Genomic DNA, 14,039 nt, shown 5'->3' with positions numbered 1-14,039 from the left:
ACAGCAGCATTTTGTGCCTTATTGCCTGCAAGACTTACTTCAACTCCGAATAATTTCAGTTTTTCTGCCGACAAACTCGCCTTAGATGAATTTTCATCATATTGTGCGGCTTGCGTTTTAAGATTCTCATAAAGGTCGGTAGGCAACTTAATTTTATTTAAACGCTCGATAGCTTCTGAATAACTAATTGTTCCTGTGCGAGCAGCTTGAGATATTTTTTCAACTTCCACATTTCCGCGAGCATAATTTTCAATATCAATTAGTGCTGCATTAACAGTATGAACCGTACCGGGTTTGTCGGAGACTTTTTTATTTAAGTTAGGCCACCTGACCTAACGGGTTAATCTTATCATAGTACATTGCTTCAAACTCAAAAGGCGATACATAACCCAGTGCACTGTGTACACGCTTTTTATTGAACCAATCTACCCAGTTTAGTGTCGCAAGTTGTACATCTGCTAAACCTTGCCAATCTGCTTTTAAATATTCAATCACCTCTGTTTTGTATAAGCCATTCACCGTTTCAGCCAAAGCATTATCGTATGAATCACCAGTTGTACCGACTGATGCTCGTAAATTTGCTGCTTCCAAACGATGGGTGTAACGAATAGAAAGGTATTGCACGCCTCTGTCGGAATGATGAATTACATTCTTTGGCATACCGCGAGCATGTAACGCTTGTTCCAGTGCATCAAGGACCATGTCTGTATTCATCCGTGTTGATACTTTCCAGCCAACAATTGCCCGTGAGAAAACATCAATCATAAAGGCGGTATACACCCAGCCTGAATGGGTTTGAATATATGTGAAGTCTGCGACCCACAGCTGATCTGGATGATCAGCACTAAAATTCCGTTTCACCAAGTCGGCTGCTCGTTTTTGATCATCTCTGCTACGTGTCGTTTGTTTGTTCTTACCACGCCAAACACCTTGTATTCCTAGCTGTTGCATCAATCGAGCAACTGTACAGCGCGCAACAATATAACCTTCCCGTTTCAGTTTTTGCCAGACTTTACGTACACCATACCGACCTGAACTTTCCTGCCAAATTCGTTTAATTTGTTCAGCATGATGCAGGTCATGTAGATCTCTTTTCGCTCGATGTTCTGGATTGTCCGCAAGATCTAAAGTTCGATAATAGGTTGAAGTTGCGATTGGTAGAATTCTACAAATCGCCTCAACACCGTATAGGTCTTTATGGTTATGAATGAAATCCACCATTATTTGTGTGGGCGGTCGAGCTCCGCCTGGGCGAAAAAAGCAGCTGCTTTACGTAGAATTTCATTGGCTCGCTGCAGTTCTTTATTTTCGCGTTCAAGTTGTTTAATGCGTTCTTGGTCTGAAAGCTGCTGTACTTTAATTGGATTCTGTTGATTCAAATGCTTCTGATGCCAGGAACGTAGTGTTTCAGGAGTACAGCCAATCTTGGGAGCAATTGCTGTGATTGCAGCCCAAGTAGAAGGATAATCTTTTTCGGATTCAATCAATAATTGAACCGCTCTATCTCTGATTTCAGGGGTGTATTTTACTTTTTTCATCGGGACATTCTCTCAAGAAAAGTGGTCTCCGACAAACCCGGTACGGTTCAGTAAAAGAGGATTTCTCCAATGCTTCATTTTGAGCCTTGAACGCAGTAGATAAGTCATTAACAGCTTTTGTTTTATCATTACCAGATAGTTTTTTTAGAGCCTCATCTGTTCTTTCAGCAACTCTTGCCTGTTCCTCAAGCTTTTGATTTGCTTTTGCGGCCTTGTCTTGGAAATACATATAACCCGCAGCTAAAGCTGTGATCCCAAGTGTAATTGCACCTATCGGTCCACCAACCAGACCCAAAGCTCTACTTCCCAAAGTAGCTACAGTTGTTAATCGAGATTGAGCTACCGAATAGGCTGTAGTTGCAATCGTTGCTTCTTTTGTAGCTATATTATGTGCAATTTCTGCCGCAGTTAATCTTTGTATAGCCAATGCACGTTGATTAGCAGTCAATGCACCGTTATATTCAGCTCGAGCTAAACCTAACTCAGTAATAGCTAGTGCTGCTGACTGTCTTGCTCGCATTGCTTCTATACCGAGTAACTGCACTTGAGACTCAGCCTCTGCAAAATTGGCTGCTCGTTGTTGAGCAGAAGCAACGATACTAGCTTGAATGGCAATTGTTTTAGTTAAAATAGCTTTAGTAATTAGACCAATACCTACAATTATTGCACCATCAATAATGACATTTAAATTATTGCCAAGTAACTGAATACCACCAGCTAATGTTTGTGCTGCTCCCGATCCTTTCCCTGCTTCGCCAACAAACTTTGTGACTTGATTATTAAGTAGAGTTAGAGACTGCCCGATAGTGATATCTGTTTTAGCGAATAAAGCATCAACATCATTCTGAACATTTTTAAGTGCTTTAACGATCTCTAGTGAAGTGATTTTCCCTTCAGCAGCAACAGAACGCAATTCGCCTACGGTGATTCCCATACCCTGAGCAATTGCTTTTGCTAATGCAGGGGTTTGCTCCATTACAGAGTTAAGTTCTTCACCACGCAAGGTTCCACTTGCTAATGCTTGTCCAAACTGAACTAAAGCAGCATCAGCTGCTGATGCACTCGCCCCACTGATAGCAACAGCTTTAGACACTGTTTCAGTTAAACGAGCAGTGTCATCCATTGTGAGATTAAGTGTTTTTGCATTATCACTAAAACGTTGATACACCTGCAATACAGAATCCCAAGCTGAATATGTCTTTTGAGCAATTCGGAAAGTGTCCTCAGTAGCCTTATTTAGCTCAACTTGGTTGTTAGTCACTAACTTAAGACGGTTCTGAAGGCCCGTATAAGTGTCCATATTATTAATGGCAGCACTTACAGTAACCAATCCAGCCATGTAGCCAGCAAGTTGGCGCGTTGCCACAGACAAACTATCCATTGATTTACTTGCAAAGTCGCCTTTGCGCTCAATGCTATCCAACTCATTGCCTAAATTACGCGCATTACGTTCAGCATTTTTTGAATCAATAACAATGACCAAACGGGATTCTTGTGCCATCTTTACTTTCCTCTAGGCAATAAAAAACCCACTCAAATGAGTGGGCTCTGTTTAAATTAAAAATAATTACTAAGCTGGGCAGTTAAACCAGTTCGGTCGTGCTAGAAATCTTTGTCCATTAGACATGGCTATCACCGAACAGTCTGCATCAATCAACGGCTCATTTTGTAGGTTCCTGAAATCCAACAATCGAGCGATATCTCGTGCTGCTTCATTCGCTTTCACTACTAAGTGTGAGTAATACGCGAACTTCTTCACATCAAGCATTTTTACAGCAAGCAGAACCGGAACGATTTCATCATTTTCTATGATGACTGCTTCAGTAAGTTTGCGAACCAGCTCATAGGCGTCTTTATCAAATAAAGGATCTTGAGGTTTCTTTTCCTCTGGCTTTGCCTTTAAATCCATAACTTCTAAATAATGCTTAGCATCCTCAAAGTGAATAGCTCGTAATTCTCGGTAACTTGCTGAGTATTTAAAGTGATTCTTTAAACGACTCCACATTTGCACAATTGAACCGTACCGGGTTTGTCGGAGACCACTTTTCTTGAGAGAATGTCCCGATGAAAAAAGTAAAATACACCCCTGAAATCAGAGATAGAGCGGTTCAATTATTGATTGAATCCGAAAAAGATTATCCTTCTACTTGGGCTGCAATCACAGCAATTGCTCCCAAGATTGGCTGTACTCCTGAAACACTACGTTCCTGGCATCAGAAGCATTTGAATCAACAGAATCCAATTAAAGTACAGCAGCTTTCAGACCAAGAACGCATTAAACAACTTGAACGCGAAAATAAAGAACTGCAGCGAGCCAATGAAATTCTACGTAAAGCAGCTGCTTTTTTCGCCCAGGCGGAGCTCGACCGCCCACACAAATAATGGTGGATTTCATTCATAACCATAAAGACCTATACGGTGTTGAGGCGATTTGTAGAATTCTACCAATCGCAACTTCAACCTATTATCGAACTTTAGATCTTGCGGACAATCCAGAACATCGAGCGAAAAGAGATCTACATGACCTGCATCATGCTGAACAAATTAAACGAATTTGGCAGGAAAGTTCAGGTCGGTATGGTGTACGTAAAGTCTGGCAAAAACTGAAACGGGAAGGTTATATTGTTGCGCGCTGTACAGTTGCTCGATTGATGCAACAGCTAGGAATACAAGGTGTTTGGCGTGGTAAGAACAAACAAACGACACGTAGCAGAGATGATCAAAAACGAGCAGCCGACTTGGTGAAACGGAATTTTAGTGCTGATCATCCAGATCAGCTGTGGGTCGCAGACTTCACATATATTCAAACCCATTCAGGCTGGGTGTATACCGCCTTTATGATTGATGTTTTCTCACGGGCAATTGTTGGCTGGAAAGTATCAACACGGATGAATACAGACATGGTCCTTGATGCACTGGAACAAGCGTTACATGCTCGCGGTATGCCAAAGAATGTAATTCATCATTCCGACAGAGGCGTGCAATACCTTTCTATTCGTTACACCCATCGTTTGGAAGCAGCAAATTTACGAGCATCAGTCGGTACAACTGGTGATTCATACGATAATGCTTTGGCTGAAACGGTGAATGGCTTATACAAAACAGAGGTGATTGAATATTTAAAAGCAGATTGGCAAGGTTTAGCAGATGTACAACTTGCGACACTAAACTGGGTAGATTGGTTCAATAAAAAGCGTGTACACAGTGCACTGGGTTATGTATCGCCTTTTGAGTTTGAAGCAATGTACTATGATAAGATTAACCCGTTAGGTCAGGTGGCCTAACTTAAATAAAAAAGTCTCCGACAAACCCGGTACGGTTCACAATCAAATTTTTATTACCTTTTGCTCTTGTATGAACAATGTTGTAAAGAATGCCAGCTTGTTCTGGTGAGATAGTTTGTTTGCCATTTAGCAACCACTCCATCACAAGTGAATCGTAAGCACGAATCACCATTAAATGGAATTTAGGACTAATCCACATTGCATAGGCATAGACTAGCTCCTTAACAACATAAGTACCCTGTTTGTCAGAACCACCTTTGATTACTTTTACAGCGATATGCAAATTCTCATATCGCTCAGAATCTGAACCATTTACATTTGATAGTTCAATTTCTGCGATTAAATCTTTAGTTTGTTGGTTGCGAAGAAAATATGCAGGGAAATGTTTTTTATCATCTCCACTAGCCTTATGTAGATCATTCAAACAATAACGTCCTTCATCATCTTGGCGAATCGTGAAGTCACCAATAACTAGAGGCTTATTGTTTGGGTTTAAAAAGTTTTGTGCTAAACTTGTCATAGGTTTAATTCCTTTGTGTGGGTTAAACAAAAAGCAGATTGATCTTGGCGGACGTCTGCTTTTTTCATGTCTTTAATATTCATGCTTTCGCACTCTCTTTGGTTTGTAAAAATTGTTTAATCGCTTGATTAACCACATAGGTCAAGGATCGGTCCTCTTTTTCAGCAATTTCCTTTAATTTCAAATGATCAGAATCATCAAAAAATCTAATTTTTAACTGCTGTTGATTTTGCTTTGCCATAATTATCTCCACAATAGCACCAAGGAGGTACATCCATAATATGTACCTCCTTGCGGCCATTGTCAAGTACCTCTATGGTACTTTATGATCAGTATTTCATTTTTGCGGTATATGGTTTATTTAAATGAGCGAGAATCAAAAAGACCCTCAATACAAACTAAGATGGTCTGAAGAGTTACGCGACAAAGTGGCTGAATCTGCTAAGGCATATAAGCGCTCTATGAATGCGGATATTATCGCTCGACTTGAAAGAAGCTTTATCTTAGAACCTGAATTATCTCCACTGAAAATGCCGCCTGAAGAGCTAGAAGCGCGGCTAACTAAAGTATTAGAAGAACAAGAACAAAATAGAAATAAAGGCGAAGAGCTCAATATAGAAATTTCATCTGAATCTGAAAAGGACAAAAAGATTCAGATCCTAGAAGAACAACTAGCTAATTCTATGAAGATGATGGAAATGATTACAGGTATGTTTGAATCAATGCTTAACGGTAACCAAGAAGAGTACATGGAGTCAGTTTTCAAGAAATATCCAAATGTGAAAAAGTTCTATAAAGAGAAAACTAATTACTTCCCAAAAGATGAAGAAAATGAAAATAGCTCTGAACCTAAAACGGAAGATAAAGAAAAAGGCTCATGGTAATTTTTGATAAATAAAAAGCACCCTAGGGTGCTTTTTTCTATCTTAATATTTCTTTTTCGCAGCATCCAATCCATCTAAGAATGAAACTACCATATCGGAAGGTACTTTGATAATCCGATCTTGTTGACCTTTAAGTTTTAGCTCAAAGCCATTTTTATTTTTTCTTAGAAATGGTTCTGACAATGATACCCCAACTATCTCACTTAATTTACAGTCCATGTACCTATTAGAGCAGTCTGCATCTCGATCAATTTTCACAACTTCATGAGTATTTCCATCGGTATCATAGGCAATTTGAATATTCCCCCATTTACCTATAAATGATGTATTCAAATACAATTGACTTGTTAAAAGTTTCTTTGTTGTTGGGTTATATGTCCCTCGCAGTAACATATTATCGAAATCTTTAGTTTTTATATTAACTATTTTTTCAAAACGATCAAAAATTACAGATGCAGACGTGTCTTTTTTCTTCAGAGCACTTCCAACTAATTCAATATAGCTCCCCTCATCAGCCTTACTACCATCGGCTTTTAAGAACATAAATTGTGTAGATTCTGGTCTTAAAGTTACACCTCCACTTAAATAATAAGTTTTACAGTCAGATGTTAATAATTTTGAGGCTAAAGCTCTATCGTGCACATACGATTTATTATTAATAACAAATTCTGAATATCTAGTTGGAAGTAATCTCTTTTCATTTGTGCTAGTGAGCACGCCTGTTTCTACTACTTTGAATTTATTATTTTTCAACGATTCATAATTCTTTTCATTGCGTTGAATTCCAGCAAAAATATCCTTATTCGGATCAACAAAAAAAGAGTTAAGCACATATTTTTTTGACATATCTGTTAAAGAAAATTCACTTCCTTGCAATTTCTCATAACCACATTCACTTGCGTGAACGCTTGTTAACCAAAAAAATCCTGCACTCATTAACCCTGCAGTTATAAATAGTTTCTTCATATCAACCACTACAATGTAATACTTAATAAAGTAAGAGCACTCATGGTATGAGTGCTCTTGTTAATTACCAATCGGCATTAATTTTTTGTTGAGTTTTAATCTTTTCAGCCATTTGATCGAATGATTTATTTAATTCATCCATAATTATTTTAGCTGATGGATAGTCTTCAGTAATAGGTCTATTAGTTTCATTATATCGAACTCCACTAATTACCTGCGCTGGTTTATAGTGAGTAAGATTATCGTAACTCACTTTCATTTTCCCATCTTTCGTATCTACGCGCACTGTGAAATCCACTCGATCACCAGCCGTAACAGTCATACAATCAGCAAACCCAGAACAACGGTATGGCATATTACCTTTGCCAATAATTGAACCCGTAGTCTTATCCTCATACTGAATTACTGCATTTGCCGAGCGAAAAGCTGTAGCAAACCATTGACGTGCGCCATCATAAATTTGCCCTTGCTTTAATCCATCTATTTGATAAACCTTTTCAAATTTTACAGGTTCTGATGGTTGCTGAGGTGTGGTAGCACACCCAACTAATCCCAAACTCAATAATCCAGCAGCCAATATTTTTTTCATGAATTTCACCATTTGTTATAAAGTGTACTAACTTTAACAAACTGGTTACTAAATGTCACATAAAGCAAGACCACCCGAAGGTGGTCTTTTAAATCAGGCTATGCATGTAAAAGTTTTTCAGCACCAGCGGCCAAAAATGCTGATCGAGTTTTAAATCTTTTATCTTTACCTACGTTATCATCAATCTTCCGAATTAAACGGCTAGGTAAAGTTACATTGATTTTTTCCGGCTTACCTAAATAACGACTGACATCAACCTCAGTAACTGCCCAGATCATACCTCTATAATCTTCTTGGTCAATAAACTTACTGACATCCGATGCTAATGGAATTTCTTCTCCATCTTCAGCAAGAATTTCTAAGTGGCCAGAAATTGCCTCTTTAACGTTCTCGATAGCTTCCTCTAATGTATCGCCTGCGCTAAAACATCCTGGAATATCTGGAACGGTGACACCAAAGGCTTCAGTGTCGATACCTCTCTCAATAGCAATTGGATACAACATTGCACTCACCTCTTGTACAAAATCGTACTGCGAAATAGGACTATATGTGTCTGATTGAAGCGGGTCACGTTAGACCCGCTTGCTTCAAAATGCTTTTAACAGTTCCGCTTGGTAAATCCTTTTTAGGATGCGGGATAGTAACTAATCCCTTTTTGTTTGGGTGCTTGAAGTGATGATGACTTCCTGTAACCCGAACCTCATACCAACCGTCTGCTTCAATCATTTTGATTAAATCCAGACTTTTCACACCGTCCCCTTATTAACTTGATGGTGCAATTATAACCCTAGAGTTATTTCTAGTAAATACCTCTAGGGTTATTTTTTAGAATTGTTCGATTTTTTATGTGACTCATCTAGAAAGAGATTATCAATTGCAAAAATACAATCATTAAAGATGTCTCTTTCTACTGGCAATTCATAGTGCTCACAGTATGCAGAGATGGCAGAAATATCCAAAGAAAGCGGAATACCCTGCTCATATCGTCTAGATCGCGAAATAACGTTATATGCTGAGAGAATAGCATTTGATGTATATGAATACTCGGGTTTCTCTATGACATTAGCATTTTGAAGATTTAAGGCTTTTGCGATCGCTGTCTGCTTCGCGTTGTAGTCGCTCGCTTCTTCTTCTGAGTTGAACTTGCACCAGTTGTAGAGCTGCAGGACTTTCCCACGACTTCATCCTTATATGAATCAGCTTCTTTCTGGATATCTTCAGCTTCTTGCTTTACGTATAGCCAAATTGAAATGCCAATATCGCCCATGTTAAGAAGCTTCGTCGCATTTTCTGGTGAATACTCAGGTTCAGTTTCAACCACTTCACCGCCGTCTTTCATTTCTTCAAAAACTACGCCTTTCCAGTCTTCAATTAGATGACATGCAGCAGCTTCGAGAAGTAATTCGTGGTAAAGCTTGTCATCTTTTCCAGCCTTACTGACATCAAAACCTTTTGAGTTAATCTGATTATTCGCACGCTCAAGTGCAACTTGATATGGTTTATATCCAGATCCACGAATTTTAAACTCAGCTAAAACATTTCCTTCTGAGTCGGTATATTCTCGCCATTTGCTGACTGTTTTGCTTGTTTGAATAGTTACTTTTAAAGACATATTGAACTCCCAAAAAAAGCAGCCAAGAAGGCTGCTATCAGTCAAATTAAATTAAGGATTTGGATTAGGTGCCGGTGCTGGAATACGGGTAATTGTCGGTTCTTCATCAGCAACTTTATATTCAAACGAGGAGTTTAAAATATCGCTGTTTCCACCACTTGGCAAAGTCGCAGTAATTTCTGCTTTAGGAATAAAAATTTCATATTTATTCCCATCTGTATCAGTGATTGGAACTTTTAATGAAATCGTTTTGTTAGTGAATTGCTTTTCATACATATCGGATGTATTGCGTGACCAAGCTGCGGTAAATGAGCCAGTACCTGCAGCAAGGGTCTCTAAAATAGCTCGGGCATTGATTCCTTCGCCTAAGCATTTCTGTAACTTCATTGTGTTATCCCATTTGAATGAGAATGCAGTCAAACAAGAGATGCCAGCTTGAGATACACCATCAATCAAAATTTCACCCACAGATACATTAGATAGCTTAGGGTTATTATCTGCTGGGGTTACTGCTCCAGCTGGAGGCGCTGAAAAGTTAGTTCGACCTAAAGCCATTAGGCCAAAAGCCATCGTAATAAATCCAGCTTCAGGAACTTCAATACTGAATGTATTTACATGACAACCTCGGAACACATGGAAATCATTAACATCTTCAAAGCCGCGAAGTACTGAAAAAGTTTGACGAAGCGAACCACCAAAATTAAGGACATTGGATGACCAGCTATTAAAGGCTGCCGCTGCCATTAAATCTTGCACAAGTTGGCTATATTTAGCCTCGCATTTTAATTCACCAGCATATTCAGCACCTGTAATCATTGATGAGCGAGCAATGCGCCCGCTAGTGATAGACTTTGACTCTTCTTTTGAAACTGTGGCGTCTAAGCCATTATCTGTAAATTCAAAAGTCGTCCGAGCAAACGGTGTCGGCGTTACACCCACCGTAGTTTCTCTTGCAATTTGTGTTATCTGACGTGCACCACTCGACATGGCTTTTACTCCTTATAGGCATAAAAAAACCACCTCGAAAGGTGGTTACAAAATTTGGAACATAAAAAAACCGCTCATAGGCGGTAATATCTTTAAAATTTAAAAATCAATCATCTAGATCGACACTTACTCCAGTTACTACATTATGCTTTGCACCGCCAAGACTACTAACATCGGCTAAACGTATATTCACATCAGAAACACATAGTTTATTGGCCAATTGCCATTTATTCAGCTCTTCAGCCATTACACCTGCCAAGTGTCGTTCCAGTTCTTGCCGTTTAATTTCGATTTCTTCTTGAGTAAGCATGCAGGACATATTAATTCACCCTATAACCAATAGTCACATTATACTGAACAAAGTCAGCATCTTGACCGACAAAAATTGATTGACCATTCAAACATTCTAAATGTTCGACTGAGAAATATTCAAAATGTGCCAGCAATGCATCACTAAGTTCTGTTATTTCCCTGTCTCCAGTATTAGGACGGGCAAAACATTGAATTAAGATATTCCCAGTACGGCGTGTACACGGCTTATTTCCTAGTCCAGCTATAAAACTTGGTCCTCCCGTAATGGTTAAACGACACCACACACCTTTTGTTGGTGCCGTAAAACCTGGTGCATTTGGATACTGGATTCTATCTTGAGAAATCCCTGTAAAACTCATCATTCGGTCCACGATAGCTTGTCTAGCTTGCTCTAAAGTCATTGCCATTTTAGCCACCGTACTTTTGAGAAATAAAGTTAAATGTGAGGCCATAAATACCTTGTGGCGCTTGATCAGACCAACCGTTTTCTAAGCGCTCAGCATATGGCTGGTTGTTTTGAATATAGATCAAACTACCCAACTTAAACTTAACAGCTTGAATCGCGGCATCTTGCACGGCATTTGTAGAGGGTTCTCGCACTCCGTAATCGCCAGATCCAACAGAAACAATATGCGATGCCCGATAAGCGCCTGTATCAACAGGACTAGAAACAACAAGTGATTGCACTGTATCCATGGTAATTTTTTTTACATGCTCATCTGCCTGTTTCTCAACTTCAAAACTAAAGCTGCTCGGCCTTGCTCCCTTCCACCCCATGTTTTTTAACCTCACTTGCTTCGAACATTTCAAAAAGGTCTTGAGCGATCGCTTGTATCGAATACGCTTCAAACTCAACACTCGGATCGCGCTCACCCATTCGCCGTTTCACAAACTGCCAGACATGAACAGCTTCATGTAAAAGCAATCCATAAACTTGTATTTGGTCCTTATCCGCTGTATCACCAATTTGGACAATTGCATAAGCGCCGTCTGAATAAGAACTAACCTGAGCATCTGCCCCCATATCTAAAAATTGATCAGCTTTGCCCATATCTTCAAATAACAAATCCATATGTATTTGATTTCTAGCAAGCGTGTACTACACATGTTGGAATGGTGAGATATACCACTCTGGTACATAATCTGTACTTATCATCTAAACTCCAAAATTGCGCCCATAAAAAAACCGGTGGTGTTTCAAAAAGTATGCTGAAACAAAGCAGGTTGAATTTTGATAAAATAGAGAAATGCGAATAACTCTAGAAATCAAATGTCCAACCTGCCTCAGTGACAGTATAAAGAAAAATGGCATCAAAGTAGATGGGAAACAAAACTATCAGTGCAAAGACTGTAAACGTCAGTTTATTGGTGACCATGCTCTGAGCTATCTAGGATGTAATTCAGGCATTACTCGAAAAATATTACAGTTGATGGTCAGAGGTAGTGGTATACGAGATATCGCTGAAGTTGAGCGAATCAGTATCGGTAAAGTTTTACGTACTTTAACCGAATCGACCTACCAAATTCAGCCTAAACAAAGTCATTATGAGTCTCTTGAAGTTGATGAGTTTTGGACTTTTGTGGGAAATAAAAATAATAAACAATGGCTTATTTACGCCTACCATCGAGAAACAGGTGAGATTGTTGCTTATGTTTGGGGTAAAAGAGACTTAGCTACAGTTCAACGATTGAAAACAAAGCTTAAACAATTAGGTATTCACTACACCCGAATTGCAAGTGATCATTGGGACAGTTTCATAACTGCTTTTAAAAACTGCAAGCAAAGTATTGGTAAATTTTTTACTGTAGGTATTGAAGGTAATAATTGCAAAATAAGGCATCGAATTAGGCGTGGTTTTAGAAGGAGTTGTAATTTTTCAAAAAAGATTGAAAACCATTTTAAAGCTTTCGACTTAACCTTTTTTTACATCAATAATGGCTTCATTTAATGTCAGCATACTTTTTGAAACACCACCAAAAAACCGCCTGATTGGCGGTATTTTTTAATTTGGTTTTACTTCAGCTAATAACTTTCCAAGCTTATCTTTTACATCCTCTATATCTGGTACATTTCCAGACCGAAGATCATTTCCAAAATCATTAACTGCCCTTAGAAGAGCATATAAAATAAAACGGCTTGTATTAACGACAAAAAAACTTGGATCATTAAATTCTGGATTTATATCATCTTGATGTTTCAAATTATCTAAAAAAAATAATTGTCTAGAAACTTTCTGATTGACGATGTCACGCGAAATAGATGAATGATTATGAAGCATTCCATTTCTTGATGCCCATATCTCTTCAGGCGTTATTTGGGGGTAATACTTGATAAAATACTTTTTCACCCAAGATTTAAAATAAACATTAACTTGACTTTCGGAACCACTAATTAGCCAAGCGAGCTGATCAATTAAAATATAAGTACAATATTTTGCTTGAGCGTCAAATTGATTGTCATATAAAAGCTTTATCCCATTTAAAGATTGCTGAATATGTCGATCAAAATTACTTAAATCAATAGTTTGTGTCATGTTTAATATTAACTTTTATAAAAAATCAAAATATTAATATAACAAAGAAGCTTCATAAACACTTAAACCTTCCTCAACTGACATTTCCAAATAGTAGAGGCTGGATCCTGCTGGATATAAATTACCCGGAATGAACCTAACGCTGTTAGCCATTCATCATCAATTTTCGGTACCATGGTTACTTCATTTTGAAGCACTGTAGCTTTCTTATCGGTGGCCAGTACTCCAAGCGTTTGTATTTCATATTGACTGTATGAGCCAAACAGAACGCCACGCCCTTCATAATGCTCAATGATGTTTTCCGAAGTATTTGTCTTAGGGTTCCAGTTGGTACTAGTAACGCGGTCACAAGTAAAAGAATGAACGGCGTCCGCTAAATCATCATTAAATGCTTCGGTAATATCTGCCTGAATTTCGTCACGTAAGCCCATTAGATTTTCCTAACAAAAAATACAGCTTTTCGTTTGCTGTAAGGCTTAATCAAATCAAGAATGAATTGCTCAATCGCACTAAGCTTTACTGATCCGTCCTGATATTCCTTTTCAGTTTCAACCGTATCAGCTTTGACTTTCTTACGTTTTAGTGCCTGTTCCTGCCCTTGATATAGATCACCTTTCATAATGCCCTTGATTATTTGATATGAGGCAGTTTTTAGAGGTTCAGGAACTTGGGTAACGTCTTCATAAGGCTTTACGTTACGTGCTAACAGATATGCCTCGGCCATTTGGAGGAATTGAGCCTTATCACTGGCAGATAAAGCATCAAAGCCTTCAACATGTTCTATCGCTTCTTGTTCAGTGATAAAGCTCATGG

Annotated in this window: 17 protein-coding genes, 4 pseudogenes and 2 other annotated features; of the genes and pseudogenes, 3 read left to right on the top strand and 18 right to left on the bottom strand. The window is 38.6% G+C overall.

What is annotated here, in order from left to right; all coding sequences use genetic code 11:
* Window positions 1-318 precede the first annotated feature (318 nt).
* From F985_RS09410 to F985_RS09395, 3 genes and pseudogenes are all read right to left on the bottom strand, one after another.
* A protein-coding gene (locus tag F985_RS09410) for an IS3 family transposase (RefSeq protein WP_085945696.1) occupies window positions 319-1,538 on the bottom strand; the annotation gives its coding sequence in 2 pieces (ribosomal slippage) (window positions 319-1,262 and window positions 1,262-1,538; 1,221 coding nt in all).
* Window positions 1,147-1,263, bottom strand: a sequence feature (AL1L pseudoknot). It overlaps the preceding gene by 117 nt.
* 58 nt (window positions 1,539-1,596) lie before the next feature.
* Window positions 1,597-3,039, bottom strand: a pseudogene (locus F985_RS09400) (tape measure protein); the annotation flags it as partial.
* Between the two features lie 69 nt (window positions 3,040-3,108).
* A pseudogene (locus tag F985_RS09395) lies at window positions 3,109-3,552 on the bottom strand (KilA-N domain-containing protein); the annotation flags it as partial.
* A 50-nt stretch (window positions 3,553-3,602) separates the two neighbouring features.
* Here F985_RS09395 and F985_RS09385 point away from each other — a divergent pair.
* Window positions 3,603-4,822 (top strand): IS3 family transposase gene (locus tag F985_RS09385; RefSeq protein ID WP_085945696.1). Its coding sequence is split into 2 segments (ribosomal slippage): window positions 3,603-3,879 and window positions 3,879-4,822, totalling 1,221 coding nucleotides; the frame shifts between segments, so codons are not numbered across the junction.
* Window positions 3,878-3,994, top strand: a sequence feature (AL1L pseudoknot). Its footprint overlaps the gene before it by 117 nt.
* Before the next feature lie 37 nt (window positions 4,823-4,859).
* On the opposite strand, the pseudogene F985_RS09380 reads toward F985_RS09385, so the two are convergent.
* A pseudogene (locus F985_RS09380) lies at window positions 4,860-5,342 on the bottom strand (KilA-N domain-containing protein); the annotation flags it as partial.
* A gap of 79 nt (window positions 5,343-5,421) precedes the next feature.
* Window positions 5,422-5,583 carry a ribbon-helix-helix domain-containing protein gene (locus F985_RS25880; RefSeq protein ID WP_164463375.1) on the bottom strand — a complete coding sequence of 54 codons (162 nt, stop codon included), beginning with the start codon at window positions 5,581-5,583 and terminating at the stop codon, window positions 5,422-5,424.
* Window positions 5,584-5,707: 124 nt separating this feature from the next.
* On the opposite strand from F985_RS25880, the gene F985_RS26310 reads away from it, so the two are divergent.
* Window positions 5,708-6,226, top strand: a complete 519-nt coding sequence (locus F985_RS26310; RefSeq protein ID WP_001293807.1) for an Arc family DNA-binding protein — start codon at window positions 5,708-5,710, stop codon at window positions 6,224-6,226.
* Window positions 6,227-6,268: 42 nt separating this feature from the next.
* On the opposite strand, the gene F985_RS09365 is transcribed toward F985_RS26310, so the two are convergent.
* From F985_RS09365 to F985_RS0104260, 10 genes and pseudogenes are all read right to left on the bottom strand, one after another.
* Window positions 6,269-7,192, bottom strand: coding sequence for a hypothetical protein (locus F985_RS09365; RefSeq protein ID WP_004700318.1), 924 nt, complete (start codon window positions 7,190-7,192; stop codon window positions 6,269-6,271).
* A gap of 64 nt (window positions 7,193-7,256) precedes the next feature.
* Window positions 7,257-7,781, bottom strand: coding sequence for a DUF4468 domain-containing protein (locus tag F985_RS09360; protein ID WP_004700315.1), 525 nt, complete (start codon window positions 7,779-7,781; stop codon window positions 7,257-7,259).
* A 98-nt stretch (window positions 7,782-7,879) separates the two neighbouring features.
* Window positions 7,880-8,284, bottom strand: coding sequence for a type II toxin-antitoxin system HicB family antitoxin (locus F985_RS09355; protein WP_004700312.1), 405 nt, complete (start codon window positions 8,282-8,284; stop codon window positions 7,880-7,882).
* Window positions 8,285-8,348: 64 nt separating this feature from the next.
* Window positions 8,349-8,531 carry a type II toxin-antitoxin system HicA family toxin gene (locus F985_RS09350; protein ID WP_004700309.1) on the bottom strand — a complete coding sequence of 61 codons (183 nt, stop codon included), beginning with the start codon at window positions 8,529-8,531 and terminating at the stop codon, window positions 8,349-8,351.
* A gap of 328 nt (window positions 8,532-8,859) precedes the next feature.
* Entirely contained in the window at window positions 8,860-9,393 is a 534-nt protein-coding gene (locus F985_RS09345; protein ID WP_004700308.1) for a hypothetical protein, read from the bottom strand.
* A 51-nt stretch (window positions 9,394-9,444) separates the two neighbouring features.
* Window positions 9,445-10,380 carry a phage tail tube protein gene (locus tag F985_RS09340; RefSeq protein ID WP_004700306.1) on the bottom strand — a complete coding sequence of 312 codons (936 nt, stop codon included), beginning with the start codon at window positions 10,378-10,380 and terminating at the stop codon, window positions 9,445-9,447.
* A gap of 106 nt (window positions 10,381-10,486) precedes the next feature.
* Window positions 10,487-10,699 carry a hypothetical protein gene (locus F985_RS09335; RefSeq protein WP_004700304.1) on the bottom strand — a complete coding sequence of 71 codons (213 nt, stop codon included), beginning with the start codon at window positions 10,697-10,699 and terminating at the stop codon, window positions 10,487-10,489.
* Between the two features lies 1 nt (window position 10,700).
* The gene (locus F985_RS09330; protein WP_004700302.1) at window positions 10,701-11,144 is read right to left on the bottom strand and encodes a phage tail terminator-like protein; all 444 of its coding nucleotides are present in this window, start codon (window positions 11,142-11,144) and stop codon (window positions 10,701-10,703) included.
* On the bottom strand, window positions 11,101-11,469 hold the full coding sequence (locus F985_RS09325; protein WP_004700301.1) for a hypothetical protein: 369 nt from the start codon (window positions 11,467-11,469) through the stop codon (window positions 11,101-11,103). Before F985_RS09325 ends, F985_RS09330 begins: the two co-directional genes overlap by 44 nt.
* Window positions 11,435-11,848: pseudogene (locus tag F985_RS0104260) on the bottom strand (hypothetical protein). The gene F985_RS09325 and the pseudogene F985_RS0104260 overlap by 35 nt, the downstream one beginning before the upstream one ends.
* Window positions 11,849-11,939: 91 nt before the next feature.
* Here F985_RS0104260 and F985_RS09320 point away from each other — a divergent pair.
* Window positions 11,940-12,641 (top strand): IS1-like element ISPa14 family transposase, encoded by a 702-nt coding sequence (locus F985_RS09320; RefSeq protein WP_001223318.1) that lies wholly within the window; start codon window positions 11,940-11,942, stop codon window positions 12,639-12,641.
* Window positions 12,642-12,695: 54 nt separating this feature from the next.
* On the opposite strand, the gene F985_RS09315 is transcribed toward F985_RS09320, so the two are convergent.
* From F985_RS09315 to F985_RS09305, 3 genes are all read right to left on the bottom strand, one after another.
* On the bottom strand, window positions 12,696-13,226 hold the full coding sequence (locus F985_RS09315; RefSeq protein WP_004700297.1) for a hypothetical protein: 531 nt from the start codon (window positions 13,224-13,226) through the stop codon (window positions 12,696-12,698).
* Window positions 13,227-13,288: 62 nt separating this feature from the next.
* A complete protein-coding gene (locus F985_RS09310) occupies window positions 13,289-13,657 on the bottom strand; it encodes a hypothetical protein (RefSeq protein WP_004700296.1) in 369 nt (122 codons plus the stop codon).
* Window positions 13,657-14,037 (bottom strand): hypothetical protein, encoded by a 381-nt coding sequence (locus F985_RS09305; RefSeq protein ID WP_004700294.1) that lies wholly within the window; start codon window positions 14,035-14,037, stop codon window positions 13,657-13,659. The genes F985_RS09310 and F985_RS09305 overlap by 1 nt, the downstream gene beginning before the upstream one ends.
* Window positions 14,038-14,039: the final 2 nt, after the last annotated feature.

The organism is Acinetobacter seifertii, from assembly GCF_000368065.1.
Taxonomy (GTDB): Bacteria; Pseudomonadota; Gammaproteobacteria; order Pseudomonadales; family Moraxellaceae; genus Acinetobacter; species Acinetobacter seifertii.
The sequence above is the reverse complement of the archived record's forward strand: the minus strand, read 5'-3'. Positions and strand labels throughout refer to the sequence as shown.